Origin of the sequence: Burkholderia sp. BE12 (assembly GCF_002959955.1) — a bacterium.
Taxonomy (GTDB): Bacteria; Pseudomonadota; Gammaproteobacteria; order Burkholderiales; family Burkholderiaceae; genus Burkholderia.
This window is the reverse complement of record NZ_PREY01000004.1, coordinates 250,377-277,325: the sequence shown is the minus strand read 5'-3', so window position 1 is coordinate 277,325 and position 26,949 is coordinate 250,377. Positions and strand designations below refer to the sequence as shown.

Annotated in this window: 21 protein-coding genes and 1 pseudogene; 5 read left to right on the top strand and 17 right to left on the bottom strand. The window is 67.8% G+C overall.

All coding sequences use genetic code 11. From position 1 onward, the window contains the following. The first annotated feature begins 33 nt into the window (after positions 1–33). The 3 genes from C4B30_RS06605 (at position 34) to C4B30_RS06590 (ending at position 6,884) form a co-directional block, all read left to right on the top strand. Positions 34–1,341: a dicarboxylate/amino acid:cation symporter gene (locus tag C4B30_RS06605; RefSeq protein WP_105132126.1), complete on the top strand. Its 1,308-nt coding sequence runs from the start codon at positions 34–36 to the stop codon at positions 1,339–1,341. A 452-nt stretch (positions 1,342–1,793) separates the two neighbouring features. Beyond that, on the top strand, positions 1,794–3,728 hold the full coding sequence (locus C4B30_RS06595) for an SMP-30/gluconolactonase/LRE family protein (protein ID WP_105132124.1): 1,935 nt from the start codon (positions 1,794–1,796) through the stop codon (positions 3,726–3,728). Between the two features lie 270 nt (positions 3,729–3,998). Then, positions 3,999–6,884, top strand: coding sequence for a beta-propeller fold lactonase family protein (locus C4B30_RS06590; RefSeq protein WP_105132123.1), 2,886 nt, complete (start codon positions 3,999–4,001; stop codon positions 6,882–6,884). Positions 6,885–6,996: 112 nt separating this feature from the next. Here the strand turns inward: C4B30_RS06590 and C4B30_RS06585 are convergent. Further along, a pseudogene (locus tag C4B30_RS06585) lies at positions 6,997–7,197 on the bottom strand (GNAT family N-acetyltransferase); the annotation flags it as partial. Positions 7,198–7,329: 132 nt separating this feature from the next. Between C4B30_RS06585 and C4B30_RS06580 the strand changes: the two are divergent. After that, positions 7,330–8,160 carry a peptidylprolyl isomerase gene (locus C4B30_RS06580; protein ID WP_105132122.1) on the top strand — a complete coding sequence of 277 codons (831 nt, stop codon included), beginning with the start codon at positions 7,330–7,332 and terminating at the stop codon, positions 8,158–8,160. Between the two features lie 25 nt (positions 8,161–8,185). Here the strand turns inward: C4B30_RS06580 and C4B30_RS06575 are convergent, their stop codons facing one another. The 16 genes from C4B30_RS06575 to C4B30_RS06500 form a co-directional block, all read right to left on the bottom strand. After that, complete coding sequence (locus C4B30_RS06575) at positions 8,186–8,623, bottom strand: GNAT family N-acetyltransferase (RefSeq protein WP_105132121.1); 438 nt, start codon at positions 8,621–8,623, stop codon at positions 8,186–8,188. A gap of 42 nt (positions 8,624–8,665) precedes the next feature. Further along, on the bottom strand, positions 8,666–9,619 hold the full coding sequence (locus C4B30_RS06570; protein ID WP_105132120.1) for a hypothetical protein: 954 nt from the start codon (positions 9,617–9,619) through the stop codon (positions 8,666–8,668). A gap of 238 nt (positions 9,620–9,857) precedes the next feature. Beyond that, the gene (locus C4B30_RS06565; protein WP_105132119.1) at positions 9,858–10,940 is read right to left on the bottom strand and encodes a MerR family transcriptional regulator; all 1,083 of its coding nucleotides are present in this window, start codon (positions 10,938–10,940) and stop codon (positions 9,858–9,860) included. Between the two features lie 82 nt (positions 10,941–11,022). Continuing rightward, positions 11,023–12,489 carry a xylulokinase gene (gene xylB, locus C4B30_RS06560; RefSeq protein WP_105132118.1) on the bottom strand — a complete coding sequence of 489 codons (1,467 nt, stop codon included), beginning with the start codon at positions 12,487–12,489 and terminating at the stop codon, positions 11,023–11,025. After that, positions 12,486–13,421, bottom strand: a complete 936-nt coding sequence (locus C4B30_RS06555) for an AraC family transcriptional regulator (protein WP_105132117.1) — start codon at positions 13,419–13,421, stop codon at positions 12,486–12,488. Before C4B30_RS06555 ends, xylB begins: the two co-directional genes overlap by 4 nt. 29 nt (positions 13,422–13,450) lie before the next feature. Further along, positions 13,451–14,644 carry an ABC transporter ATP-binding protein gene (locus tag C4B30_RS06550; RefSeq protein ID WP_105132116.1) on the bottom strand — a complete coding sequence of 398 codons (1,194 nt, stop codon included), beginning with the start codon at positions 14,642–14,644 and terminating at the stop codon, positions 13,451–13,453. A 317-nt stretch (positions 14,645–14,961) separates the two neighbouring features. Then, positions 14,962–15,996, bottom strand: a complete 1,035-nt coding sequence (locus C4B30_RS06545) for an NAD(P)-dependent alcohol dehydrogenase (RefSeq protein WP_105132115.1) — start codon at positions 15,994–15,996, stop codon at positions 14,962–14,964. Between the two features lie 10 nt (positions 15,997–16,006). Further along, positions 16,007–16,825: a carbohydrate ABC transporter permease gene (locus C4B30_RS06540; protein ID WP_442778450.1), complete on the bottom strand. Its 819-nt coding sequence runs from the start codon at positions 16,823–16,825 to the stop codon at positions 16,007–16,009. Between the two features lie 11 nt (positions 16,826–16,836). Further along, positions 16,837–17,796: a carbohydrate ABC transporter permease gene (locus C4B30_RS06535; RefSeq protein WP_234015401.1), complete on the bottom strand. Its 960-nt coding sequence runs from the start codon at positions 17,794–17,796 to the stop codon at positions 16,837–16,839. Beyond that, positions 17,780–19,045: an ABC transporter substrate-binding protein gene (locus C4B30_RS06530; protein WP_442778451.1), complete on the bottom strand. Its 1,266-nt coding sequence runs from the start codon at positions 19,043–19,045 to the stop codon at positions 17,780–17,782. Before C4B30_RS06530 ends, C4B30_RS06535 begins: the two co-directional genes overlap by 17 nt. A gap of 209 nt (positions 19,046–19,254) precedes the next feature. Then, positions 19,255–20,241, bottom strand: a complete 987-nt coding sequence (locus C4B30_RS06525) for an amidohydrolase family protein (protein ID WP_105132159.1) — start codon at positions 20,239–20,241, stop codon at positions 19,255–19,257. Continuing rightward, on the bottom strand, positions 20,219–21,166 hold the full coding sequence (locus C4B30_RS06520) for a YncE family protein (RefSeq protein WP_105132112.1): 948 nt from the start codon (positions 21,164–21,166) through the stop codon (positions 20,219–20,221). Before C4B30_RS06520 ends, C4B30_RS06525 begins: the two co-directional genes overlap by 23 nt. 46 nt (positions 21,167–21,212) lie before the next feature. Beyond that, positions 21,213–22,505, bottom strand: a complete 1,293-nt coding sequence (locus C4B30_RS06515) for an MFS transporter (protein WP_105132111.1) — start codon at positions 22,503–22,505, stop codon at positions 21,213–21,215. Positions 22,506–22,603: 98 nt separating this feature from the next. Then, the gene (locus C4B30_RS06510; RefSeq protein ID WP_105132110.1) at positions 22,604–23,521 is read right to left on the bottom strand and encodes a dihydrodipicolinate synthase family protein; all 918 of its coding nucleotides are present in this window, start codon (positions 23,519–23,521) and stop codon (positions 22,604–22,606) included. 8 nt (positions 23,522–23,529) lie between these two features. Further along, positions 23,530–24,702 carry an L-rhamnonate dehydratase gene (locus C4B30_RS06505; protein WP_027781887.1) on the bottom strand — a complete coding sequence of 391 codons (1,173 nt, stop codon included), beginning with the start codon at positions 24,700–24,702 and terminating at the stop codon, positions 23,530–23,532. 49 nt (positions 24,703–24,751) lie between these two features. Continuing rightward, on the bottom strand, positions 24,752–25,798 hold the full coding sequence (locus C4B30_RS06500; protein ID WP_105132109.1) for a 4-hydroxythreonine-4-phosphate dehydrogenase PdxA: 1,047 nt from the start codon (positions 25,796–25,798) through the stop codon (positions 24,752–24,754). Positions 25,799–25,966: 168 nt separating this feature from the next. On the opposite strand from C4B30_RS06500, the gene C4B30_RS06495 reads away from it, so the two are divergent. Next, the gene (locus C4B30_RS06495) at positions 25,967–26,920 is read left to right on the top strand and encodes a LysR family transcriptional regulator (protein WP_105132108.1); all 954 of its coding nucleotides are present in this window, start codon (positions 25,967–25,969) and stop codon (positions 26,918–26,920) included. The last annotated feature ends 29 nt before the right edge of the window (positions 26,921–26,949 follow it).

Genomic DNA, 26,949 nt, shown 5'->3' with positions numbered 1-26,949 from the left:
TTGGCAACACATGCTTTGTAATTTGGATCACTAATGAAAAAGAAGCACAACATTACCAAGTACATCGTTGTCGCGATGATTCTTGGTATCGCCGTGGGTTACGCCTGCCACAGCGCGTTTCCCGACCCGAAGATGGCGAAGGAGGTCGCCGGTTACGTGTCGCTGCTGTCCGACGTGTTCCTGCGCCTGATCAAGATGATCATCGCGCCGCTGGTATTCGCGACGCTGACCGTCGGCATCGCGCAGATGGGCGACGGCGGCGCGGTGGGCCGCGTGGGCGTCAAGGCGTTCGGCTGGTTCTTCATCGCGTCGTTCACGTCGCTGCTGCTCGGTCTGCTGACCGCGACGCTCCTGCAGCCGGGCAGCCACCTGAGCTTGCCGCTGCCGGCCGCCGATGCGGCGCTCAACCTGAAGACGGGCGCGTTCACGCTGAAGGATTTCGTGGTGCACCTGGTGCCGAAGTCGATCGCCGAGGCGATGGCGAACAACGAAATTCTGCAGATCGTCGTGTTCTCGATCTTCTTCGGCACCGCGCTGTCCGCGCTCGGCGAAGCGGGCAAGCGCCTGACCGCCGTGATCGACGATCTCGCGCAGGTCATGCTGAAGGTGACGGGGGCGGTGATGGGGTTCGCGCCGGTCGCGGTGTTCGCGGCGCTGGCGTCGACGATCACGACCGAAGGGCTCGGCATCCTGCTCACGTTCGCGAAGTTCATGGCGAGCTTCTATCTGGCGCTCGCGCTGCTGTGGGCCGTGCTGACGCTGGCTGGCGTGACGTTCCTCGGCAAGCGCGCGTTCACGCTGATCCGGCTGATCCGCGAGCCGTTCCTGCTGTCGTTCGCGACGGCCAGCTCCGAGGCCGCGTATCCGAAGCTGCTGGACGCGCTCGATCGCTTCGGTGTGAACCGCAAGATCTCGAGCTTCGTGCTGCCGATCGGTTATTCGTTCAACCTCGACGGCTCGATGATGTACTGCACGTTCGCGGTACTGTTCATCGCCCAGGTGTACGGCATCCATTTGCCGCTCGGCACGCAGATCACGATGCTGCTGATGCTGATGGTGACGTCGAAGGGGATGGCGGGCGTGCCGCGCGCGTCGCTGGTCGTGATCGCGGCGACGCTCAACCAGTTCAACCTGCCCGAAGCGGGGTTGCTGCTGATCATGGGCGTCGACATGTTCCTCGATATGGGGCGCTCGGCCACCAACGCCGTCGGCAACTCGATCGCGGCGGCCGTGGTCGCGAAGTGGGAAGGGCAACTCGGCGACCCGCGCGACGACGCGGATTCGGATGGCGACGCCGGGATCAAACAGGCGGAAGTGCGGGAGACGGCGACGTCCGCGTGATGTCCTCGTCCCGATAAATGATGTAAGCCGGCCGGGATTCGACATGAATTCCGGCCGGCGCGCGATACGCTCCGCTGGTCATTCCCTTGACCGCATCCGGCGATTTACCCGATTCGCCGAATCCCTCTCCGCTATCTCCGCCTTTGCCCTATCGATACGTCGCACCCGAATCAGCGGCTTTATTCCCGAAGGCAAAAGCCTGATTTTCCCGATATCGAATCCCGCCGTAAGTGAACGTTCACTGCGTCGGAGACACGCGTCTGCGCGGGCGGTCCGCAATTTTTTTCGATTTATATGAAGTTATGCTCGGCGTGGCCGAGTATCGAATGCGCGCCCGATGTAATACCGACCGGGCCGGATGATTCAGCGGAAGTATTTACGCGTGACCGATTTTCAAACCATCCGGCCGCCCCTTCATGTGAATGACGCCACCATTCAGGAGAGCATCCGCCATGGTCGCCCGACAACCGATTCAGGCCGTGCTGCTCGCCGCCGCGATTGCTACGATCGCGCCGGCCGGATACGCGGGCAATACCACCGACTGGATCGCCAATACCTACGGTACGCTCGCCGCCCACGTCGGCAACGTCGCGCGTTCGATGTGGGTCGCGCCCGAAGGCGTGATCTACACGGCGTCGATGTGGGACGAGGATGAAGGCGGCGTCGCGATCTACCAGAACGGCAAGAGCGTCGGCTCGATCGGCGCGCATTCGGAATTCCAGGGCAGTGCGATCACCGGTAACGCAACGTCGCTGTTCGTCGCGCTGCAGCCCGGCAAGACGTACGGCAGCGGCGCGGTGGGGCGCTACAACCGCGCGACGAAGTATCGCGACCGCGTCATCCAGATCAGCGCGGCGACCAACCAGCCGCGCATCGACGTCGTCACCGGCCTCGCGACGGCCGGCTCGCTGCTCTATGCGAGCGACTTCTACGGCAATCGGGTGCGGGTGTTCACCACCGATGGCGTGTGGCAGCGGGACATCGGCGTGTCGGCGCCGGGCGCGCTCGCGGTGGACGGCGCAGGCAACGTGTGGGTCGCGCAGAAGAGTGCGGGCTCGATCGTCGGCTTCAGCCCGGCCGGCGCGCTGCTGAATACGATCCGGATGCCGGCCGGCTCGCACCCGTCGGCGCTGTATGTCGATGCGGCGGCCGGGCAGCTGCTGGTGGGCGACGAAGGCCCCGACCAGAACATCAAGCGTTATTCGATATCGGGCCGGGCCGCGCTGGCCGGCACGTTCGGCGTACGCGGCGGCTATCTCGACACGACGACGGGCGTCAAGGGCCAGGTCGGCGCGCAACGCTTCACACGCATCGTCGGGATCGGCAAGGACACCGGCGGCAACCTCTATGTGCTCAACAACCCGTGGGGCGGGAGCTGGGATCTCGGCCGCAACGGCGCGACCGACATTCATGCGTACGGCAGCAGCGGCAACCTGCGCTGGACGCTGCAGTCGCTGAACTTCGAAGGCATCGCCGCGCCGGACCCCGTCACGGACGGCGCGCTGTTCTACGGCGGCACGCACATATACAGCGGCAGCGCGGGCGGCAAGTTCGTCGCGAACACCGTCGATCCGTTCACGTATCCGTCGGACCCGCGCATCAACATGAGCGACACGCAGCGCGACGAACATTTCGGGTTGCTCACGTCGGTCGGCGCGAACCGGATCCTCGTCGCGGCCGGCCAGAATCCGCCGGTCTTCTACTTCTATCACTTCAACGCGGCGAACGGCTACGTCGCGATTCCGGATGGATCGATCCCGGGCGCCGCGTTCAACACGACGCGGCGCGTGTCGGCCGGCTTCAGCCTCGACAGCCGGGGCGGCGTATGGGCCGGCCTCGACAAGACCGGCGCCATTTATCACTATCCGCTGACCGGTTTCGATGCAAGCGGCAAGCCGTCGTGGGGGCCGGGCGTGCCGACGCCGATTCCGGCGAGCATCGAGCCGCTCACGCGCATCGTCTATCTCGCCGACAGCGACACGATGGTGCTCGCGCAGGGCGCCGTCGGCAGCAACGACTGGACGTCGATCGGCACGCGCATCGAGGTGTATCACGGCTGGCTCGCGGGCAACACGACGAAACCGAATCCGGTGATCACGCTGCCGCACAGCGGCGCGAAATCGATCGACGCGGCGGGCAACCACCTGTTCGTCGGCTACTGGTTCAGCAGCAGCGGGCCGCTGTGGCCGAACATCGATGCGTTCAACCTCGACACCGGGAATCTCGACACGACGCTCGTCAACGCGAGCCCGGCGACCGTGGATACGAGCAGCGCGATCGATGCGATGTACAGCGTGCGCGCGTATCGGCGCACGAACGGCGAATACGTGGTGACGAAGAACAACGTGAAGGGGAACAGCATCACCGTTTATCGATGGACACCGTGACGGGGCAGCGTCGATCTGGGCGATGACAGTACGGTGGCTGTCATCGAAACGCCTTCGCTGTAACGATGTGTAATTGTCCGGTCCGCAATGGAACCGGTCACGTGCTTGACATTGGGCGGCGATGTAATGCCGGCACGTCGGCGCTCGCCGACGCAACGTATTTCGATCGATTGGCACGGGCTCCCGCCGCCGTGCGATACGGCCAGACGACGCCAGGATCATGCCGGATACGTCAGACGATACTCGCCCCCACCAGTACAGAGGATTCCTATGAGAAATGTCCAGGTCAAGCGCGCGCTCCGGCTCGGCGCCATCATGTCGGCCGTGCTGCTCGCATCGCATGCATACGCGGACGGGTTCAACGCCGCCGATGCCGCCCGCGTGCCGAGCGGCCAGTTCGTCACGCCGCTGGCCGTGCGCGGCGCGGTCCAGCAGTTCCTGAATCCCGGGCTGCCGGCCTATCCGCATTTCGTCGCAGGGGAGGCCGTGCGCTCGCAGCTGAGCCCGGACGGCAAGACGCTGGCGATCATCACCGCCGGCCAGAACTCGCTGTACAAGCCGGACGGTTCGGTCGATACCGCCGCGTCGACGCAATTCATCTTCCTGTATGACGTCGCGGGCGCGAACAAGGCGCGTCCGGTGCTCAAGCAAGTGCTCCAGCAGACCAACGCGTTCGTCGGCCTGGTGTTTTCGCACGACGGCGGCACGCTCTATGCGACCGGCGGCAGCGACGATGCGGTCTACGTGTATGCACAGCGCGGCGGCGCGTGGGCGCTGTCCACCACGATCGCGCTCGGTCACGGCGGCAAGGGCGTCGGCATCCGCGTGCAGCCGAACGCAGCCGGGCTCGCGCTGTCGGCCGACGGCAAGACGCTCGTCGTCGCGAACAACTACAACGATTCGATCAGCGTGATCGATACCGCGACGGGCAGCGTGCGCTACGAGCACGACTTGCGCCCGTTCTTCTCCGGCAACGAAGGCCGCAGCGGCGATGCCGGCGGCACGTTCCCGTTCGCGGTCGTCATGAAGGGCAACGGCGTCGCATACGTATCGTCGGATCGCGATCGTGAAATCGTCGCGGTCGACGTATCGTCGCCGTCGCATGGCCGCCTCGTGAAACGCATCAAGCTGGATGGCAACGCGCTCGGCATGACGCTCGACGCGTCGCAGTCGATGCTGTTCGTCGCGCAGGACAACGCCGACCAGGTCGCGGTGATCGACACCAACAGCAACGCGGTCGTGAACCGGATCGATGCACGCGCGCCGGCCGGCGTGCTTGCGCACGGCCAGGCACATACGGGCGCGGCAACGTACGCGGTGACCCTGTCGCGTGACGGCCGCACGCTGTATGCGACCAACGCCGGCGCGAACGAAATCGCCGTCATTCCGCTCGTCGGCGAGCGCGCGTATCGCGTCACGGGCTTGATCCCGACCGCGTTCGAACCGCATGACGTGACGTTCAGTGCCGACGGCACGTGGATGTACGTCGTGAACGGCAAGAGTACGACCGGCCCGAACCCGGATCATCTGTTCGGCGCAACGCCGGCGCAGGCAGCCGCGTCGCGCGCATCGAACGAATACCAGTTCCAGCTCGAGCGGGCGTCGCTCGTGAGCGCGCCGGTGCCGGCGGCCCGTGAACTGCCGATGCTCACGCAACAGGCCGCGCGCAACAACTTCTATCGTCCGGAAGACAACGACCGCGACAACGAAGTGATGGGCTTTTTGCGCCGTCACATCAAGCACGTGATCTACGTCGTCAAGGAAAACCGCACGTTCGACCAGGTGCTCGGCGACATCGGCAACGGCGCCGACGGCGATCCGCGGCTGGCCCAGTTCGGCCGCAACATCACGCCGAACTTCCATCGTCTCGCGAGCCAGTTCGTGACGCTCGACAATTTCATGAACCCGGGCGACGGCAGCATGGACGGCTGGTCGTGGGCGCTGCAGGGGCGCGTCACCAACACGGAGACGATCACCCAGCAGATCAATTACGCGGCGGTCAATCGCGGCCTGTCGTACGAGAGCGAAGGCACCAACCGCAGCGTGCCGGTCAACTGGGAAACGGTTCAGCAGCGCGACGCGGCGGCCGGCCCGGCCGGCACGACGAACTACAGCAACGCGGCGGCGGCCCTGCCAGGCGGCGCGGCGAACCTGCTGCCCGGCACCGGCAACCATGCGTCGTCCGATGCGCCGTTCGGCCGCCAGCGCGGCTATATCTTCGACGCGGTGCTGGCCGGCGGCGGCACCGTCCGCAACTACGGCTTCCTGGTGAACAACATCGGCAGCATCGGCACGGCCGCGAACCCGATCGTCGATCCGCACGCGGCCGGCGTCGTGCAGGCCGCCGCGCTCGACCCGCGGCTCGCGCCGATGACCGACGTGTACTTCCGCGGCTTCGACCAGACGTATCCGGATCAGTGGCGTCTCAACGAGTGGAAACGCGAGTTCGACCAGTACGTCGCGAGCGGCAACCTGCCGACGCTGTCGCTGGTGCGCCTGTCGCACGATCACATGGGCGCGTTCGGCACGGCGTTCGCCGGCGTGAATACGCCGGAAACGCAGCAGGCGGACAACGACCTGGCCGTCGGCCGGCTCGTCGAGGCCGTGGCGAAGAGCCCGTATGCGAACGACACGCTGATCGTCGTGACCGAGGACGACGTGCAGGATGGTCCCGATCACGTGGATTCGCACCGCGGGCCCGCGTACATCGTCGGGCCGTATGTGAAGCAGGGCGCGGTGATCCGTACGCGCTACAGCCAGGTCAATGCGCTGCGGACCATCGAGGACGTGCTCGGCACGCAGCACATGAACCTGAATACCGCGTACCAGCGGCCGATGACCGACGTGTTCGACGTGCATGGCCCGGCATCGTGGAGCTATACGGCCGTCGCGTCGACGGCGCTGAAGGGCACCGGGCTGCGCGTGGCCGAAGAGGCGGGCGAGAACCCGCTGCGATACGCGGCCGGCCCGGACGTCACGCCGACGCATGACGCCGCGTACTGGGCGAAGGTGACGGCGAAGTTCGACTTCGACGATGCCGACGAGGTCCCGGCGGATCAGTTCAACCGCGTGTTGTGGAAGGGGATGATGGGCGCGCGGCCGTATCCGAAGCTGCGCGGCGTGACGCAGAAGGTCGCGAGCCGCGACGACGACTGATCGTTCGAGTGGGCGATGTGGAAGCGGGCCCTTCCGGCGGGAGGGCCCGTGTTTTTTGCGGGGGCGCTCGACAACTACGGGTTTCGCCGACCGCCGACGGGGCCGCGCAACGTCACGCGCTCCAGATCAGCGTCGCACTGCGTTCCGTTTCCGCCGCAAGCCGGACCCCGTGCCGTTCGTAGAGCCGCCGTGCGGGATTGCCGTGCAGCACGCCGAGCGATACGGGTACGTGCTCGCGTGCGGTTTCGGCCGGCAGGTCGCGCAGCACGGCTTCGCCGATGCGGCATCCTTGCCGCGACGGGAGGATCTGGATCCCCAACCTCCCGACGCACGAACGCGGTTCCGTGCACAATGACAGCGACCCCCGCGGATGCTGCGCGGGCGTGCCCGATGAACGGGCGCGGCTGCCTCCTGCCGCGTTTCTCATGCTCGAAGTGACAACCCGATGAAAATGAAAACGACACCGAACCGCCTGTTGACGATCGTCGCGCTGGCCGGCGCACTGAGCGGCCCCGTCCACGCACAGACGGCCGCGACCGTCGCGACCGTCAACGGCACGCCGATCACGCAGACCGACGTCGATACGCTGCTGCGCGCGTCCGGGCAGCCCGATTCGCCGCAGATCCGCCAGGCGATCAAGAATCAGTTGATCACGCGCGTGCTGGTTCAGCAGGCGGCCGAGAAGGCGAACTACGCGGACAAGCCCGAGGTCAAGGCGGCGATGCAGCAGGCGAAGGTGACGGCCGAGGTGCAACTGTATCTGCGCGACAATGTGAAGCCGGAGCCGGTGACCGACGAGCAGGTCAAGGCCCGTTACGACGAACTCGTCGCCGCGCTCGGCAAGAACGAATACAAACCGCGCGTGATCGTCGTCAAGGATCCGGTCGCGGCGGCGACCGTGCTGAGCGAGCTGAAAGCGGGCAAGTCGTTCGACGGGCTCGCGCGCCAGTACAGCGTGGCGCCGAGCCGCGATACCGGCGGCGAGCTGCCGTGGGTGAGCTTCAGCACGCCGGCGGCGGAAGGCAAGACGGCCGGGTTGCCGCTGCCCGTCGCGCAGGCACTGGAGAAACTGACGGTCGGCGCGGTGACGAAGGATTCGATTCCGGTCGACGGCGTGCGGGCGATCGTGAAGCTGGATGCGAAGCGGCCGACGCAGGTGCCGGCTTTCGAAACCGTGAAGCCGACGCTTCAGCAGCAGTTGCAGGCGATCGCGGCCGAGAAGGCGAGTGCGCAGATGATCGGCAATCTGGTGAAGGACGCGAAGATCACGCAGTAACGCGACGGCGACCAATCGCCGGGCGTCACGCGTGCCAGATCAGGTTCGCGCTCGTGTCGGTGTCCGACACGACGCGAAAGCCGAGTCGCTCGTAGAGCCGCCGCGCGGGGTTGCCGTGCAGCACGCTGAGCGACACCGGCACGCGCTCGCGTGCCGCGTCGGTCAGCAGTGCGCGCAGCACGGCTTCGCCGATTCCCTGCCCCTGGCGCGTGGGGAGGATCTGGATCTGATGGACGTGCCATTCGCCGGCGGCGCGCGTCACCTTCAGCAGGCCGATGGCGTCGGCGCCTTCGCAGACGATCATCGCGTCGTCGAAGTTCGCGCGGATGCGCCGGTCGTGCGCTTCATCGTCGGTCGGCGCGCCGACGCGCTGCAGGTGCTCGGTCATCGTGAGCTGACGGAGCGTCAGCAGGAACGGGAGATCTTCCCTGGAGGCGGTACGCAGATGGATCGCCGGTTTCATGAGTGATGAGCGGTTGCGTCGGGCGCGAGGCTTCGACGTGGATCACAGGCCCGGCAACGGAATCTGCAGGCCGGCCGGGCGATGTTCGAGGACATTCGTGACCTCGTACTCGGTTTTTGCGCCGTCCGAAGTTTGCCACTGCTGCATACGGACATTGCACAACAGCACGTCCCCCTTGCTGAAACTGATCTGGCTGTTGTTCACGCGCGACAGGAAGCCGGCATCGGTGATCGTCGCGTGAATCGTCGACGTGCCGTCGTACAGGCGCCACTTGTTGTCGTCCTTGAACGCGAGCGACACGATCGAGAACGCCATCTTGCGATGCTCGTCGAGCAGGAGCGAATCGGCTGGATCGGGCGCGTGAAACCATGCAATCTCGTCGCGGGTGACCGTCTCGTACACCTCCGTGTCGGTGCCGGCCGCGAAAATCTCGATGCCTTCGCGCGCGAGCGGCGCAAGCACTTGCGCGGTGGCGCGGCGAACGCGGACGTCGCGCAGCAGCGTGAGCACGGGCAGGTCGATTTCGAGTGTGTCGCCGTCGACGTCCAGCACCGCGGTGTGATCCTGCATCCGCACGTGCGTGATCTCGCGCCCGCGCAGCCATTTGAGGACGGCGAAAAGCCCCTTCCTCGCCCTGGGTGCGGCGATGCCGAGCGCGGTCAGGATCGTGACCGCATTGGCGAGCGCCGTGCCTTCGTTGCCGCTCAGCATGTCGCGCATGCGGCCGAGCAGCGAGGTCGCGAGTGTGAAGTCGATGCCGAAGCTGCCGGTCTTGAAGCTGCCGCGCACGTTGACCTGTGGCCGGACCTGATCGCCGCACAGTGCGCGCGTCGACGCGTCGAGCAAATCGCCGAAGGCGAGCAGCGCGGGCGCGAGTTCGCGCACGTCCATCTCGGACGAATCGAGCGTGGGCCCGTCGTATGTGATGCGAAATCGGCTCATCGCGTCGCAGGGGCCGAGATCGGCCGGGCCGGTACTGTTTCCATTTGCGGTCATGTGGCGTGCTGGCAGGAGAGGTGGACGATACCCGAAACGAACGCTTTCGGATGTCCTTCATGTTGCACGTGAATGACCGTTTGCGCGCGATTTTGGCCATCCGGACAAGACGACTTGCCGACGTGTCCCGATAACGCCCGGCAGGCAGCGAACTTGTCCGATCGCGTCGATCCGGATGCGAATCCATGTCAGGTTCCTGCGACGTCGAGGTCGATTTCTACCCGCTTGTCGCGTGCCATCATGTTCTCCGACGGACAGGTCGCGACAGGTTCATTTCCCGCTCCGCACGAAGCATGATGGCGCGCGCTTCCGGCCGCCGTGCGATCCGCTCCCGGACCTCCGGCGCCGCGAGGCACGTGGCCACCGCTTCATACCCGGGCGCGCCCGGGTAAGGCGCCACGCGCGCAGGCGGGCTGTGATTGGCCGGGCACAACAGGATGGTTTCGTCGGGGCCGACCGCTGCCAGATCGAGGATCGCCGTCGAGCGCGTCAACAGGAACAGCGGCCGCATGCCGACGGCCGCACATTCGCGCAGATGCGCGATCAATGCCAACTGCGTGGCCCGGTCGAGGCCGTGCTCGATCATGTCGACGATCCGCACGCGCGGGCTTTCCGCTTCGAGGCTGACGAGCAGCGCGGTCAGCGCCGCCGACGGTGTCGCGCCCCGGCCGGCGAGCAACGCCGACGTGCGGTCGACGCGCGACTTCAGTGCCGGATCGGCGCGCAATGCAGCGGATGCCGCCGCATAATCGTCGTCCAGCCGATCGAGGCCCACGAACACGGCGCCGGGCAGTGCGTCGGCCAACTGAAGCGCGAGCCGCGTCTTGCCGCTCCCCAGCGAACCGATGATGTAGTTCAACGGCCGGATATCGCGACACTCGAACCGTTCGCCGCCCCACGGCCACGGCAGGCTGAACGCGACACCCGCGTCCGTTTCGCCGAGCAGCCGCGTCAGTTCGCCGTCGGCCGGCATCCGGCCGCGCGCGAGGCCGGCGCGCATCGCGCGCACGCCGTCGAGCTTGCTCACGAGCGCCTGAATCCCGTGATCGAGCGCCGCTTCGTGAGCGGCCAGCGCGGCATCGAGACTGCGCGCGTCGCCATCGAGCACGCTCGTCACCTGCGCGAGACCGAGGCCGAGCTTGCGCAGCGCCGCGATGTCGGCGGCACGCGCGAGCTCTTCCGGGCCGTACGCGCGGTATCCGGCCGGCGTGCGCGCCGGCGTGACGAGGCCGTGCCGCTCGTACAGCCGCAGCGCCTTGACCGAGACGCCGAGCCGCGCGGCGGCGGCCGATGCGTTCAAACGGGGTGTGTCCGTACCCATCCGTCACCTCTTTGCCGTCGATTCGTTGCGGTCAGCATAAAGGCGATCCCAAGGGCCGGGTCAAGCGCGATCGCGCGAGCGCTCAGTCGGCGGCCGCGAACTCGTCCCGCAGCGCGCGATACAACCGTCGATAGCGCGCGAGCCGCCCCGCCAGCAGATCGACCGAAGCGGCATCGGGCACGACCGTCTCCGTGACGGGCGGCGCGACGCAGACTTCCGCCAGGGTGTCGCCCGTCGCCGCAAGGCGCGCAAGCCGCGCGGCGCCGAGCGCCGCACCGACCGCGCCGTCCGCATGCCGCTGCATCGCGAGCCCGGTCGCATTTGCGCACAGCCGCGCCCAGAACGCGCTCTTCGAGCCGCCGCCGATGAACGACACCGCGTCGAGCGCCGTGCCGGCCGCGCGCAGCGCGTCGTAGCCGTCGGCCATCGCGAACGCGACGCCCTCCATCACCGCATACGCGAGATCGTCGGCGTCGTGTTCGTTCGACAGCCCGAAGAACACGCCGCGCGCATGCGCGTCGTTGTGCGGCGCGCGCTCGCCGCCGAGATACGGCAGGAACAGCGGCGCGCGGGCCGGATCGGCGCGTTCGGCGCGCGCCGCCAGCGCGCCGGCGGTCGTGCCCTGCGCGCGCGCGAGCCAGTCGAGGCTCGCGGCGGCCGACAGGATCACGCTCATCTGGTGCCAGCGCCCTTCGACGCAGTGACAGAACGCGTGCACGGCGGCGTCCGGGTTCGGCGCGAAGCGGTCGTTGCCGGCGAACAGCACGCCCGACGTGCCGAGCGACAGGAAGCCGCTGCCGGCGCCCGTGACGCCCATGCCGATGGCGGACGCCGCGTTGTCGCCGGCGCCGCCGGCGATCGTCACGGGCCCTGCGATGCCCCATTCGCGCCGCAGCGCGTCGCGCAACTGCGCGGCGGCCGCGTTGCCTTCGACGAGGCGCGGCATCTGCGCGCGTGACAGCTCGGTCGCGGCGAGCATCCGGTCGGACCAGTCGCGGCGCGCACAGTCGAGCCACAGCGTGCCCGACGCGTCGGACAGGTCGGACACGAATTCGCCGGACAGGCGCCAGATCAGGTAGTCCTTCGGCAGCAGCACCTTGTGCACCGCGCGAAACACGGCCGGCTCGTATTTCGCGAGCCACAGCAGCTTCGGCGCGGTGAAGCCGGGCATCGCCATGTTGCCGGTGATCGCGCGCGATTCCGGTACCAGCGCCTCGAGCTGGACACATTCGGTGCCGGCGCGCGTGTCGTTCCACAGGATCGCGGGGCGCAGCACCTGGTCCGCGCGGTCGATCAGCGTCGCGCCGTGCATCTGGCCGGACAGCGCGATGCCGCGCAGCGCGGCGAAGCCGGCCGGGTGCGCGGCGCGCACCGACGCGATCGCGTCGAGCATCGCGTGCCACCACGCCTGCGGGCTTTGTTCGGACCAGTGCGGATGCGGCCGGCTGATCGACAGCGTGGCCGAGCCGGTCGCGAGCGGGACCGATCGGGAATCGGTGAGGAGAACCTTGACCTCGGACGTGCCGAGATCGATGCCGAGATATGTCACGTATGAAGCGTCCTGTCTGGGGCGCGCGGCGGCGCGCGCCGCAGGGGCGGCGCGTCGTCGTGGCCGTGCGGTTCGTTGAGCCGGTGCAGCGCGCGGAACTTCGACGGCGGCACCTGCTTCATCGCGAGAAACTGACGGTTGAAGTTCGACAGGTTGTTGAAGCCAACCCGGTAGCAGATGTCGGTCACCGTCAGGTCGGAAAACATCAGCAGCTCGCAGGCCTCGTTGATGCGCAGCCGGTTCAGGTAGCGCACGAACGACGAGCCGGTGTGACGCCGGAAAAACCGCGTGAAGGTGCTGACGCTCATGCCGGCAAACGCTGCGACGTCGGCTTCGCGCAGCATGCCGGGCAGGTTCTGCTGCAGGTACGACAGCACCTGGTTGATGGTCGACGACATGTAGTGCTGCGCGTCGCTGCGATAGCCGGGCCCCGCGAGCACGCGCCGCTCGCGGCACGACGACAGCCGGTCGAACAGCGACATCAGGATCTCGACGCGCCGGCAGCCGTGCGCGTCCGCGAGTTCGAGCATCAGCGGCGCGACCTCGATGCCCACGCGGTCGGGAAACTGCACGCCGCGCGCCGCGTCGTCGATCAGGTCGATCACCGGCTGCAATTCGCTGAACGCGCCGACCATCTTCTCGATCGCATCGCGCGAGAACTGCAGCACGACGTCGCGCGACGGCACGCGTTCGCCGCCGGCGAGTTCGCTGACCCAGTTGTGCGGCAGATTCGGCCCGGTGACGATCAGGTTGCCCGGACCGAAATCGCCGATGTGGTCGCCGACGAACACCTTGCCGCGCGACGCCTGGATCAGGTGAATCTCGTACTCGGGATGGAAGTGCCACTTCGCGACCGAATGCGGATAGTCGTGGACCCACGCGCGGAACGATTCGTCGCGGTGGGTGGGAACGATCTCGAGATCCGGGTTCATCGTGTGCTCCGTCGGGGTGTGCCGGCGTGCTACGAACGGGACATCGACCAGCCCGTCGGGGCAGGCGGCGCGGCGCGCGTCGCGGCCGCCGGCGCCGCCGCGTGCGCGATCGGGTTCGCCTCCGGCAGCGAGACGTTGCGCTCGGTGCCGGCGTCAAACAGATGCAGGGCTTCTTCGTCGAAGCGCAACGCTACCACGGCGCCCGGCGTCGGGGCCATCGGGGCCGGCACGAGTGCCGCGCACGGCAGGCCGCGCCAGTCCAGCGTGACGAGAGCCTCGGCGCCGAGCAGCTCGACGAGTTCGACCGTGCCGGTCAGCGTGAGCGCGCTCGGGGTCGGATCGCCGTCGGGGACGAGCCGCAGGTGATTCGGGCGAATCGCGGCCTTCACCTGCTGGCCGTCCTGCAGCCGCGCGAAGCGTGAAGACGCGAGCGGCCAGCGCGCGCCATTGCAGTCGAGCAGCACGTTCGTGCCGACGCGCTCGATCGTGCCGTCCGCGAAGTTCATCGCGGGCGTGCCGACGAAGCCGGCCGCGAACACGGTATGCGGCTGGCCGTACAGCTCGGCCGGCGTGCCGATCTGCTCGATGTGGCCGCCGCGCATCAGCACGACGCGGTCGGCGAGCGTCATCGCTTCGAGCTGGTCGTGCGTGACGTACAGCGTGGTCGTTTTCAACCGCCGGTGCAGCCGCTTGATGTCGCCGCGCAACTGCGTGCGCAGCTTCGCGTCGAGATTCGACAACGGCTCGTCGAACAGGAACACGGCGGGCGTCTTGATCATCGCGCGCGCGATCGCCGCGCGCTGCTGCTGGCCGCCCGACATCGCGCGCGGACGGCGCTCGAGCAGCGCGTCGAGGCTCAGGATGCGCGCGACGTCGCGCACGCGGCGGTCGATCTCGTCGGCCGGCACCTTCAGGCGCCGCAGGCCGAACGCGATGTTGTCGTACACCGTCATGTGCGGATACAGCGCGTAGTTCTGGAACACCATCGCGACGTTGCGCTCGCGCGACGGCAGGTCGTTGACGACCGCGTCGCCGATCACGAGCTCGCCGCCGGTGATCGCCTCGAGGCCCGCGATCATCCGCAGCATCGTCGACTTGCCGCAGCCGGACGGGCCGAGCAGCACGATGAATTCGCCGTCGGCGATCTCGAGGTCGAGCGGATGCAGCACGGCGGGGCCGCCGTCGTAGTGCTTCGACAAAGCCTTGCAGGTGATCTGGGCCATGGTTTAGGGCGTGTTCACGCTAATAACGGGTTTGCGCTGGCCCCCAGAAGGGCCGAGCGAGAGGATTGCGACGAAGCGAATACTCGACGTATTCGCGAGGAGCATGACGCGGCGATCGGCCCTTCTGGGGGCCAGCCCCGCGAATGAATTTTTCCAAACAGGGGAACGTGCCTTTCCGCCCACATTGCGGCGTCGTGCGTCGCTTGTTTGGCACAGCCAAACGGCGCTCCTTTCTCCTTGCACGCGCCCAAAGGAAGTCCCCTTGGGGGACGGGCGGAAAGGCACGTTCGCAAACCCGTTATTAGCGTGAACACGCCCTAATCCATTTCGATCTGAATCTTGATGTCGCGCGGCTGCCCGCTCGCCGCTTCCTCGAACGCGCGCACGCTTTCGGAGAATGGGAACGTGCGCGAGATGAACGGCTTCACGTCGATCGCGCCGGACGCGATCAGCGCAAGCGCGCGCGGGAAGATGTTCGCGTAGCGGAACACCGATTCGATGCGGCCTTCCTTCGCCTGCAGCGCGACCACGTCGAGCGGCACCGGCGCGACCGGCATCCCGATCAGCACCGCGCAGCCGCCCGGGCACATCAGGTCGACGAGGCCCGCATACGCGTTCGCGCTGCCGCTGGCCTCGAACACGACGTCCGCGCCCCAGCCGCCGGATGCGTCGGCCACCGCGTCGGCCAGCGGCTGCGTACGCACGTCGACGGTCGTGACGGCCGGATTGCCGGCGAACAGCGCGAGCTTGTCCGGCACGACGTCCGCGAGGATCACGCGCGCGGCGCCGCCGGCCAGTGCGGCGAGCGCCGTCATCGCACCGATCGTGCCGGCGCCGATCACGACCGCGAGGTCGCCCGGCTTCATCGCCGCCTTCTTCGCGGCCTGCAGGCCGATCGACAGCGGCTCGACGATCGCGCCTTCGGCGAACGACACGTTGTCGGGCAGCCGGTACGTGAACGCGGCCGGATGCACGACGAACGGCGTCAGGCAGCCGTGGATCGGCGGCGTCGCCCAGAAGCGCACGTCGGGATCGAGGTTGTAGAGCCCGCGCAGCGTCGCGGGCGAATCGAGGCGCGGCACGCCGGGCTCCATGCACACGCGGTCGCCGACGCGCAGATGCGTGACGCCGGCGCCGGTCTCGACGACGGTGCCGGACGCTTCGTGACCGAGCACCATCGGCGCATCGACGCGGAACGGGCCGATGCCGCCGTGAACGTAGTAATGCACGTCGCTGCCGCAGACGCCCACCGTGTGGATCCTGATCCGGACGTCGCCGGGGCCGACCGCCTGCGGCAGGTCGATGTCGCGCAGCGCGAGCTCGCGCGTGCGTTCGAGTACGAGCGCTTTCAACGTGTTCTCCTTATTTTCCCTTGACCAACGAATTGAGCAGCCGGCTCAGCATGCCGACGAATACGAGCGGCGGCAGCGCGAGCAGCACCGTCGACGCGTTGATCACGCCCCACGGCACTTCCTGGCCGAGCGACGTGAACGCGGACGCGACCACCGGCAGCGTCGCGCTGCGCGACGAAGTGAGTGCGAGCGCGATCATCAGTTCGTTCCACACCAGCACGAAGCTGAACACGATGCCGCCGAGCAGCGTGCTCGCGCACACCGGCAGCGCGATATGCCAGAACACCGCGTACGGGCCGTAGCCGTCGAGCGCGGCGGCTTCCTCGATCTCGCGCGGCAGCCGGCGAAATACGGGAATCGACAGCCATGTGATGGTCGACAGCGTGACGAGCAGGTACGTGACGATCATCGACAGCTTGGTGTCGTACAGCCCGAGATCGACCCAGATCGCGATCAGCGGCAGCGCGACCGCGACGGGCGGCAGGAAGCGCAGCGACAGCAGGAAGAACTGGATGTCGCGCTTGCCGCGCACCGGGTAGCGCGCGATCGCATACGCGGCCGGCACGCCGAGCACCGCGCCGATCAGCACGGCCGCGCCGACGATCGCGATGCTGTTGCCGAGCCCGATCAACACTTCGGGGCTCGACAGCACCTGCTCGTAGTTCGCGAGCGTGGGCGTGAAGAAGAAGCGCGGCGTCGGCGTGACGATGTCGAGCAGGTGCTTGAGCGAATTGAGCACGGCCCAGAACAGCGGGAACGCGGCGACGAGCAGGATCCCGCCGGCGATCGCGACGGTGGACACGGTGGCGGCGGAGCCGCGGCGAGTCATTCGGCGAGCCGTCAGTCGTCCCATTTGTTGACCCTCTTCCAGATGAGCGTGAAGACGAGCGTGGTCGCGACCATCATCAGCACGGCCATGCCCGACGCATACGACACCTTGCCGGCGAGGCCGATGCCCTGCTGGTACGCGTAGAGATCGAGCGTTTCGGTCGCGATGCCGGGGCCGCCCTTGGTCATCACGTAGATCAGGTCGAACGAGCGCAGCGATTCGACCATCTTGATGAACACGAGGCTCACGAGCGGCGCCTTCAGCATCGGCAGCGCGATGTACGCATGCACCTGCCACGTCGTCGCGTAGTCGAGCCGCGCGGCTTCGAGCGGCTCGGGCGGCAGCGTCTCCAGCAGCTTCAGGATCACGACCGCGAAGAAGAGGCCCCATTGCCACACGTCGACGAGCGCGACCGCGTACAGCGCGAGATGCGGATCGGCGAGGAACGCGGTGTGCTCGACGCCGAGCGTGCCGAGCAGCCAGCTCAGGATCCCGGTGAGCGGCGCGTACATGAACTTCCAGATGAACGCGGCCGACACGCGCGGCAGCAGCACCGGCATGATCAGCACCAGCGACGCGAAGCGGCGCCAGCGACCGTGCACGCGCTCGAACAGGAACACCGCGAGCGCGATGCCGACCAGCACCGCGCCGGCGACCGTGACGACTTCCCACAGTACCGACACCTCGATTGCGTTCAGGAAGCGCCGGTCCGACGCGAGCCGGACGAAATTGCGCAGGCCGACGTATTCGCTGTCCGGATAGCGCAGCACGCGGTTGCGTAACGCGAGGTTGATCGCGGCGATCGTCGGGACGAGGCTCAGGACCGCGAGCAGCGCCAGCGTCGGCGCGAGGAACACCCACGGCAGGCTCGTGCGGTCGCGGCGTGCGCGACCGCGCCGGGTCGAAGACGGGGAAGGGGCCGGGCGGACGCCGAGCGCGCGTCCGCCGGCGCCGTCATTTGCGAGCGCCATGTTCGAGCGCGTCCTTCGCGTACTGGTCCGCGTCGTCGAGCGTGCCGCGGATATCCGCCTGCGTGCCGGTGAACACCTGTTCGAGCGCGATGCCGAGGTTGTCGCCGATGTCCGGCCACTGCGGCGTGCGCCAGATCGTCACCTGCGTGACGGGGTTGGTGTCGTTCAGCCCGGCCTGGATCTGCGGCGCGACGTGCTGCTTGAAGTACGGGCTGCCGATCGTGCTCGCGCGGTTGTAGTCGCTGAATACGCCGTTGCGCAGCCGCGCCTGCTCCTGGTCCTTGCTGGTCGCCCATGCGATGAAGCGGCCGGCGGCCATGCGCGTGCAGTCGTCCTTCGCGCCGACCGCCGAGATCGCGAAGCCGTGGCCGTACGCGGCCGACGGCAGCGGCGCGGGCGGCCGCGTGTAGCCGACCTTGCCGGCGACGCTCGACTTGCTCGCATCTTCCATCCAGTCCGCAAACGGCGTCGATTCGATCATGAACGCGACCTTGCCGGAGCGGAACGCTTCGAGTGCGTTGCTCCAGTCGTAGGTGGCGGCGCCGGGCGGCGCGTACTTGAACAGGTCGCTGTAGAGCTGCGTGGCCTTCACGGCGGCCGGCGAATTGAACGCGGGCTGGCCGCCCTTGTCGGTCCACGCGCCGCCCATGCCGAGCATGAACGGCGACCAGCGCCACACGTTCATCCCCGAGCCGCGCTGGCCGCGCGCGACCCAGCCGTACAGCTTCGGCGGCGCGTTGAGCTTCTTGATCGCGGCGACGAGCTGGTCGAGCGTCTTCGGCACCGGGATGTGCGCGGCGTCGAGCAGATCGCGGCGGTAGAACAGGAAGTCGCCGCCGCCGATCAGCGGCGCGAAGTACGCGACGCCGTTGTAGCTCGCGACCGCGCGGCGGCCGGGCAGGAAGTCGTCGTAGTCGTATTCCTTCGGGTAGTACTTGAGGAGCGGCACGATCCAGTTGGCCGACGCGAATTCGGCGACGTTCGCCTCGTCGACGTAGTAGATCTGGTAGGAGCCCGCGCCGGTCGACGCGTCGAGCCGCGATTTCGCGCGGCGGTCGTTCTCGCCGAAATAGCTGATCTCGACCTTCGTGCCGCTCTTCTTCTCGTAGTCGGCCAGCGATTTCTCCATCACCGACAGGCCGAGGCTCTTTTGCGCGAGCACCCGAAGGGTCGGCACCTTGCAGACCTGCGCGGTCGCGACGCCCGGCAGACAGGCGCCGAGCAGCAGGCCGGCTGCGACGATTCGCATCTTGTTCACCCGTGTCTCCTTGATTCTGCTTGTTCGATCGCCGTCAGGCGACGGCAGGATCAATGGTGGGACGCGGGCGATGTGTTCACCACATCAAAAGAAAAGACGGACCGATACTTTTTGCTCAGGATCGGTCGTGCGATGCACAAAATGTGGTGGTCGGGCGGGTGCGGCGCCCGGCCGAGGGGAGGCACGGAGGCAATGCGGCGTTACCCGCGCGCCGGACGCTGCGGTGCGTCGAGCGCGATCCGGTACACACGCAGCGCGTTGTCATGCCAGATCGCGCGGCGCGAGACTTCGTCGAGGTGCCCCATCGCGCCGGCAAACGTGCGCAGCAGCGCCGGATACGACACCCGCAACCCCGCCACCGGAAAATTGCTCGCGAACAGGCAGCGCTCCCAGCCGAAGATCGCGATCGTGTCGCGGATGATCCGCGCGTTGTCCGCGTCGTTCCATACCGCATCGCGCAGGCCGAGCTCGGAGATTTTCACGGTCACGCGCGGCAACGCGGCGAGCGCTTCCATACCGCTGCGCCAGCGCGCGAGCCCGGCTTCGGAACGATCCCACGGCAGCCCCGCGTGCTCGAGCACGACGTCGACTTCGGGTGCATCGGCCAGCATCGCGGCCGCGTCGCCGAGATGCCAGAACGGCACGCGCAGATCCCAGCTCAGGCCATGCGCGGCGAGGCGTTCGAGCGCGGCCGGCCAGCGCGGATCGTGCAGCGCGCCCGGTTCGTCGATGGGCGCGTCGGGCTCGGCCGCGGTGCGCGGTTTGAACCGCACGCCGCGCACGCGCGGCCATGCGGCCTGTTCGGCGAGCCGTTGCTCCGCGTCGTCGGCCAGCAGATCGACCCAGGCGACGATCGCCGACGGCAGCGCGTGCGCGGCCGCGACCTCGTGCAGCCAGCGCGTTTCCGCGAGCGCCTCGTCGCGCGCGCGTTCGGCTTCGACGTGCACGCTGGCGACGAGCGGCGCTGCTTGAGCGGCGAGCCGGTAGTCGTCCACGCCAAAATCGCGGCACAGCGCCGCGTAATCGCCGAACATGAAACGCGTGGGATCGTACTGCTCCTGCAGCCACGGGTAGTGCGCGCCCGCATCGAGCCGCCACAGGTGATGGTGCGCATCGACGAGCGCCACCGGCATCGCATCCGCCGGCGGCACGTCGCCGAGCCGCTCAGCGCGCGCCTGCGAGCACATACGACGCATCCGGTTCGCGCAGCGTCGGCAGTGCGCTGACGAAACGCCACGCGTCTAGATCGAGTTCGCGGACATGGTCGTCCTGGAACGACACGTACGCGACGCGCCGCGACGGATGGAACGAGAGCGCGGTCGGATTCGCGGGCAGCGCGATGCGCTCGATCTCCTCGAGCTGCCGCGCGTCGAACACCGAGATCGACTGCTCGCCCGAATTGGTCAACAGCAGCAGGTCGCGGCCGTCGGGTGCGCTCGTCCGGTAGATGCGATTCGGATCGCTGCGCGTTTTCACGCGTCGGCCGCAGGTCATCGTCTCGGTGTCGATCTCGACCAGCGTGTCGTCGCCGCGATTCGCGACGAACAGCGTGCGCTCGTCGCTCGACAGCGCATTGCCTTCGGGGCGCGGGCCGGGCATGACCGCGCGCGGCGCGACCGTCGCGTCGCGCGGATGGAATCGCGTGACCGTATTCGACAGCAGATGCACGCCGTACGCACGGCTTGCGTCGCGCGTGAGCGTCACGAGGTGCGTCTTCACGCCGCCGGACGGCACGGCCATGTTCGGTACCGGCTGCCGGGTCGGCTCGTCGAATACGAGCAGCATGTCGTGCGCCTCGCTCATCGCGTACAGCCGGCCGTCGCGGTCGCTCGCCATCCCGTGCGGCCGGTAGTACGGCCACAGGTCGAGCATGCGCGTGTGCGTGCGCTCGACGAGATCGATCTCGGCGATCCGGTGATCGCCTTCATGGCCGCGCGACCATGCGGTCTCGATCCCGAAAATGCCGACATACGCATGGCGCTCGGTCACGTCGACGGTGAATTCGTGCGGGAAGTTCGGCAACACGATGTGCTTGAGCGGCGCTTTCGTATCGAGGTCGTAGAAACTGAAAGTGTGGGCGCATTTCTGCACCAGCAGCAGGATGTCGTTCATGGTGTGTCTCCGGTGTTTCGTTCGCGTGGCCGCGTGTCGAGGTGCTTCAGTCTTCGCAGCGGCGGGGCAGCGTCAGCGCGAGCAGGCCGGCCACCGCGAGCGTGACGGCGAGGCTGTACACGCCGGCCGCCGCGCTCACGTGCTGCGTCAGCACGCCGACCGCATACGGGCCGCAGAAGCCGCCGAGATTGCCGAGTGCGTTGATGAGCCCGCGTGCGCTGCCGGCCGCCTCGACGCTGCAGAGCTTCGGCGGAATCGCCCAGAACACGCCGGCCGCCGCCTGCAGGAAAAAGCCGCAACCGATCAGGAACGCGAACGACACGGCCATCGACGCATGCGTGAGCACCGACAGCGCGAGGCATGCGGCGAAGCCGACGAGCGGCAGCAGCACGAACAGGCGCCGCTTGCCGGTCCGGTCGGACCAATACGACGTGACGAGCATCCCGATCACCATCGCGACGTACGGCAGCATCGCGAGCAGGCCGATCCTGCCCATCCCGCTGTGCGTGAGGTTTTTCAGCAGGGTCGGCAGCCACATCGTATAGCCGTAGATGCCGGCCTGATAGCAGAAGTTGATCGCGATGAGCAGCCAGATCGTCGGGTGGCGCAGCAGCGCGCCGAACGAGGCGGCCGCCGGCGTGCCGGCCGCGCACTTGCGTTCGCGCTCGTCGCGCAGCGCGTCGAGGATGTACGCCTTCTCGCGCGGCGACACCCACCGTGCGGTCTCCGGGCCGTCGTCGGCGAACAGCATCCACACGACGAGGCACAGCAGCGACAGCGCGCCCGCGCTGAAGAACAGGTGATGCCAGTCGTACGCGGCGAGGATGAAGCCGGACAGCGGCGCGGTGATCATGCCGGCGAGCGGCACGAACAGGATGACCATCGCATTCGCGCGGCCGCGTTCGCGGTCGGGAAACCAGTGGCTGACCATCGTCAGCACGACGGGCAGCATCCCGCCCTCGGCCACGCCGAGCAGGAAGCGCAGCGTCAGGAGTTGCCACGTATGGGTGACGAGCCCGGTCAGCACCGACAGCACGGCCCAGCTCACGAGCGACCACGCGATGAAGGTCTTGCCGCTGCCGAGCGCCGCGCGCCGGCCGCCGGGAATCTGCAGGAACAGGTAGCCGAAGAAGAAGATGCCGCCGGCGAGGCCGGCCATCGTCGCATCCATGCCGAGGTCGGCGTTCATCCCGCCGGGCATCGCGAATGCGATGTTCACGCGGTCCATGTAGGAAATGATGCAGGCGAGCAGCAGCGGCGGGATCACGCGCAGCCAGCGGCGGCGCGGAATGGCTTCGCCGGCTTCGTATGCCGGGGTCGCGGGGTTCAGCAGGGTCATGGTGTCTCCGTCCATCCGATGAGCGGCGGCGGCCTTCTGTCGGGCCGCCGTCACGCCGATGCGCAACGCACGCGCGTTGCGGGTGCAAAAAACGAGGTCTAGCGCCCCCAGCGCAGCACGAGCGGGTCGAGCCGCCGCGCCGTATCGAGCAGGCCGGCGCGCACCTGCGGATGCAGCTCGGGCCACGGCGCACGCGGCCGGTCGCACGCGATCACGCCGCCCGCCTTCATCAGCGCCTTCGCGGTGAGGAAGCCCGACTGGCGGTTCTCGTAGTTGATCAGCGGCAGCCAGCGCGCGTACTGCGCGTACGCGTCGTCGCGGCGCCCGGCGAAATACGCATCGGTGATCCGGCGAATCCCGTCCGGATAGCCGCCGCCCGTCATCGCGCCGGTCGCGCCGGCATCGAGGTCGGCGAGCAGCGTGATGCCTTCCTCGCCGTCCCATGGCCCTTCGATCGCGTCGCCGCCGAGCGCGATCAGCTCGCGCAGCTTCGACGCGGCGCCGGGCGTCTCGATCTTGAAGTACGACACCGCGTCGATCTCGCGCGCGAGCGTCGCGAGCAGCGACGCGGACAGCGCGACGCCGCTGGCCGGCGCGTCCTGGATCATCAGCGGAATGTCGAGGCCATCGGCGACTTCGCGGAAGAACGCGCGCACCTGCGCTTCAGGCACGCGGAAGGTTGCGCCGTGGTACGGCGGCATCGCCATCACCATCGCCGCGCCGAGTGCCTGCGCGTGCCGGTTGCGTTGCGCGCAGATCCGCGCGCTGAAGTGCGACGTCGTGACGATCACCGGCACGCGGCCCGCGACGTGCTCGAGCGTGATGCGAGTGAGCAGTTCGCGTTCGTCGTCGCCGAGCGCGAACTGCTCGGAATAGTTCGCATGGGTGCAGAGGCCGTGCGAGCCGGCATCGATCATGAAATCGATGCAGCGGCGCTGGCCGTCGAGATCGAGCGCGCCGTGCGCGTCGAAGATCGTCGGCACGACGGGGAAGACGCCCTGGTAGCGTGGGTTCATGGCCGGCCTCACTCGACGATGTCGAACTGGTCGAGGAATTCGGTCTTCAGCGTGAGGCCGAGGCCCGGCACGTCGTCGCGCAGTTGCAGGAAGCCGTTCTCGGCCACCGGCTCGCCGTCGAAGATGTAATAGAACAGCTCGTTGCCGACCTCGACGTCGAACATCGGGAAGTACTCGCTCATCGGCGATGCGAGCGTGCTCATCGTCAGGTGGTAGTTGTGCATCTGGCCCGCGTGCGGAATCACCGGCACGCTGTAGGCCTCGCACAGCGCGTTGATCTTGTGCGCCATCGTGATCCCGCCGACGCGGTTCGTGTCGTACTGGACGACCGACACGGCCTTGCGGTCGAGCAACTGCTTGAAGCCGTACAGCGAGAACTCGTGCTCGCCGCCGGAGATCGGAATGCTCGTGAGCCGGTTCAGCTCCGCGTAGCCGTCGAGGTCGTCGGCGATCACCGGTTCTTCCAGCCAGCGCGGCTGGTACTTCTCGAGCTTCGGCAGGATGCGCTTCGCATACTCGAGGTTCCAGCCCATGTAGCACTCGAGCATCAGGTCGTTGTCGTAGCCGATCACCTCGCGGATCGCCGCGACCGACTTCAGGTTCTCGACCACGCCCTGCTGCCCGTGCGCGGGGCCGTAGCCGAAGCGCATCTTGAACGCGCGAAAGCCTTCCTTCAGGTACTGCTGCGCTTCCTCCTGCATCGCCTTCAGGTCGGTGCGGTAGAGCTTCGAGTAGTAGCAGGGAATCCTTTCCTTGGTGCGGCCGCCGAGCAGCTTGAACACCGGCTTGCCGACGCTCTTGCCGAGGATGTCCCAGATCGCGATGTCGACCGCCGAGATCGCGGCCATGCCGATGCCCTTGCGGCCCCAGGCGTGGGTCGCGCGGTACATCCGCTGGTTCAGGTACTCGTAGTCCCACGGGTCCTGGCCGATCACGAGCGGCGCGAGGTACTGGTCGATGATCACCTTCGCGACGTGCGGCGCGAGCGCGACGTTGCCGAGGCCGACGATGCCGTCGTCGGTTTCGACCTCGACGACCGTCCACGCATGGAAGCGGAACGTGCTCATCGTTTCCTGCGGCGCATACAGCAGGTCCATCGCGTTCGAGCAGAAGTTGCCTTGCGGCGGGACGGTCTTGCCTTTCCACTGGAATACGCGGGCGCGTACGGAGCGGATCTTCATGATGGTGTCTCCAGAATCGATGTCGTCGTGTGTGAAAGGCGTGCGGGCGTCACGCCGAAACGGTGGGCGAGCGCCGCGCGGCGCCCATCCGGCACGCGATCTGCAACGCCTGCCAGGTCGCGCCGACGTCGGCCGTGCCGCGGCCCGCGATGTCGTACGCGGTGCCGTGCGCGGGCGTCGTGATCGGCACGGGCAGCCCGCCCTGCACGGTCACGCCGCGCGAGAAGCCGAGCAGCTTGATCGCGATCTGCCCCTGGTCGTGATACATCGTGACGATCGCCTGGTAGTCGCCGGCCTGCGCCTTCAGGAAGATCGTGTCGGCCGGGAACGGGCCGTGGAACGGCGCATCGGTCGGCCAGTCGCGCGCCTGCAAGCGGCGCACGGCCGGCTCGATCACGTCGACTTCCTCGCGGCCGCAACTGCCGCCGTCGCCGCCGTGCGGGTTGAACGCGGCGATCGCGACCTTCGGCGCGGCGACGCCGTTCGCGAGCAGCGACCGGTAGATCAGCTCGGACGCCTGTTCGATCCGTTCGATGCTCAGTTGGGCTGCCGCATCCTTCAGCGGAATGTGCGACGAGATCCGCGCGGTCCACAGTTCGCCGAGCGTGTTGAATTCGCAGAAGTAGCCGGTCACGCCGAGCGCTTCGGCGAAGTGGTGCAGTTCGTCGTCGTGGCGCAGCCCGCCGAGCTTCATCGCGTACTTGTTCAGCGGCGCGAAGCAGATCGCGTCGATGTCGCCGGCGAGCGCGGCGTCGAGGCAGCGGTCGAGTACGGCGAGCGTCGAGCGGCCGCCGGCGGCACCCGCCTGGCCGACCGCGACCTGCGCGGGATCGATCGTATCGACCGCGACGAACGCGGCGCGCGCGGTGGACGGCCGGTCGCGCACGGCGGCGAGCGACGCGACGGGTTCGACGTCGACATTGACGCCGGCGACACGCTGGCCGGCTTCCCACAGCCAGCGATCGCCGATCAGTACGAGGTTCGCGCGGGCGGTCGCATCGGGGCGGGCGAGCAGTTTCGCGATCAGTTCGGCGCCGATGCCGGCGGGGTCGCCGAGCGTCAGCGCGACGACGGGCAGGGAGGCGGCGGGCGTCATGCGGCGACTCCGGTGCGGGGCGTGCGGCGGGCGAGGGGGGATTCGAGGTTCATGTGGCGTCTCCGGTGGCGGCGTGCGGCCGTTGGTCTATGGGGTTGATGCTAGGTAGACGGAATGAGTCGGTAAATTGAAAACTCTTGATGAATCGATAACCTGGAGTAATCAAAGATGGGCTCGATCGACCGACGAGACTCGACCCCGCAACTGCTGAACCGGCTGCGGATGCGCCAGATCGCGCTGCTGCTGGCCGTGGACGAATGCTCGACGCTGCGCGCGGCGGCCGAGCAGATGGGCCTCACGCAACCGGCCGCGACGAAGATGCTGGCCGAACTGGAGAGCGCGCTCGGCCAGCGGCTGTTCGATCGCATCGGGCGCGGGCTCGTGCTGAACCCGGCCGGCGAGCGCGTGCTCGGCTATTTCCGCGGCATCCGCGGCAGCATGGAGGCGCTGAACCGCGAGCTCGGCGAGCTGCAACTGGGCAGCGCGGGGCGGCTCGCGATCGGCAGCATCATGGCGGCGTCGCCGGGGCGGCTGACCGAGGCGCTGGTGCGGTTGAAGGCGCGTTATCCGCTGCTCGCGATCGATATCGCGGTGGATACGAGCGATCGGCTGATGCCGCAGCTTCGCGATGGTGTGCTCGAAGTGGTGATCGGGAGGAACGCCGGGGCCGACTGCGACTTCCGTGTGGTCGACGACGAGGCGCTCGCGATCATCGCGGGCCGCGACCATCCGCTCGCGGGCGCGGGCGCGGGCGCGGTCGAATTCGATGCGCTGCTCGATTACGCGTGGATCCTGCAGCCGGCCGGCAGCCCGGCGCGCGAGGTCGTCGAGCGCGAATTCCGCGCGCGTCACCAGCCGATGCCGCGCGGGCTCGTCGAAACGGGCTCGATCCTGACCACGATGAATCTCGTCGACCGTTCGTCGATGCTCGGCGTGATTCCGCTGACGGTCGCGCAGCGCAACGCGGCGCACGGGCTCGTCTCGATCATCGATTACACGCTTGAACAGAAGCTGCCGTCGTACGGCAGCCTCGTGCGGCGCGACCGGCCGTTGAGCATTCCCGCCCAGCAGTTTCTCGCGCTGTTTCACCAGGACGCCGTGGGGGCGGACGGCGGTGCCTGATCCGGCGGCGCGTTGCCGCGCCGGTCGCG

Excerpts from the sequence above, each read along its gene's own strand:
- C4B30_RS06605 (WP_105132126.1), top strand. The coding sequence starts at position 34 with ATGAAAAAGAAGCACAACATTACCAAGTACATCGTTGTCGCGATGATT.
- C4B30_RS06595 (WP_105132124.1), top strand. The coding sequence starts at position 1,794 with ATGGTCGCCCGACAACCGATTCAGGCCGTGCTGCTCGCCGCCGCGATT.
- C4B30_RS06590 (WP_105132123.1), top strand. The coding sequence starts at position 3,999 with ATGAGAAATGTCCAGGTCAAGCGCGCGCTCCGGCTCGGCGCCATCATG.
- C4B30_RS06580 (WP_105132122.1), top strand. The coding sequence starts at position 7,330 with ATGAAAATGAAAACGACACCGAACCGCCTGTTGACGATCGTCGCGCTG.
- C4B30_RS06575 (WP_105132121.1), bottom strand. The coding sequence starts at position 8,623 with ATGAAACCGGCGATCCATCTGCGTACCGCCTCCAGGGAAGATCTCCCG.
- C4B30_RS06570 (WP_105132120.1), bottom strand. The coding sequence starts at position 9,619 with ATGACCGCAAATGGAAACAGTACCGGCCCGGCCGATCTCGGCCCCTGC.
- C4B30_RS06565 (WP_105132119.1), bottom strand. The coding sequence starts at position 10,940 with ATGGGTACGGACACACCCCGTTTGAACGCATCGGCCGCCGCCGCGCGG.
- C4B30_RS06555 (WP_105132117.1), bottom strand. The coding sequence starts at position 13,421 with ATGAACCCGGATCTCGAGATCGTTCCCACCCACCGCGACGAATCGTTC.
- C4B30_RS06550 (WP_105132116.1), bottom strand. The coding sequence starts at position 14,644 with ATGGCCCAGATCACCTGCAAGGCTTTGTCGAAGCACTACGACGGCGGC.
- C4B30_RS06540 (WP_442778450.1), bottom strand. The coding sequence starts at position 16,825 with ATGACTCGCCGCGGCTCCGCCGCCACCGTGTCCACCGTCGCGATCGCC.
- C4B30_RS06535 (WP_234015401.1), bottom strand. The coding sequence starts at position 17,796 with ATGGCGCTCGCAAATGACGGCGCCGGCGGACGCGCGCTCGGCGTCCGC.
- C4B30_RS06530 (WP_442778451.1), bottom strand. The coding sequence starts at position 19,045 with ATGCGAATCGTCGCAGCCGGCCTGCTGCTCGGCGCCTGTCTGCCGGGC.
- C4B30_RS06525 (WP_105132159.1), bottom strand. The coding sequence starts at position 20,241 with ATGTGCTCGCAGGCGCGCGCTGAGCGGCTCGGCGACGTGCCGCCGGCG.
- C4B30_RS06520 (WP_105132112.1), bottom strand. The coding sequence starts at position 21,166 with ATGAACGACATCCTGCTGCTGGTGCAGAAATGCGCCCACACTTTCAGT.
- C4B30_RS06515 (WP_105132111.1), bottom strand. The coding sequence starts at position 22,505 with ATGACCCTGCTGAACCCCGCGACCCCGGCATACGAAGCCGGCGAAGCC.
- C4B30_RS06510 (WP_105132110.1), bottom strand. The coding sequence starts at position 23,521 with ATGAACCCACGCTACCAGGGCGTCTTCCCCGTCGTGCCGACGATCTTC.
- C4B30_RS06505 (WP_027781887.1), bottom strand. The coding sequence starts at position 24,702 with ATGAAGATCCGCTCCGTACGCGCCCGCGTATTCCAGTGGAAAGGCAAG.
- C4B30_RS06500 (WP_105132109.1), bottom strand. The coding sequence starts at position 25,798 with ATGACGCCCGCCGCCTCCCTGCCCGTCGTCGCGCTGACGCTCGGCGAC.
- C4B30_RS06495 (WP_105132108.1), top strand. The coding sequence starts at position 25,967 with ATGGGCTCGATCGACCGACGAGACTCGACCCCGCAACTGCTGAACCGG.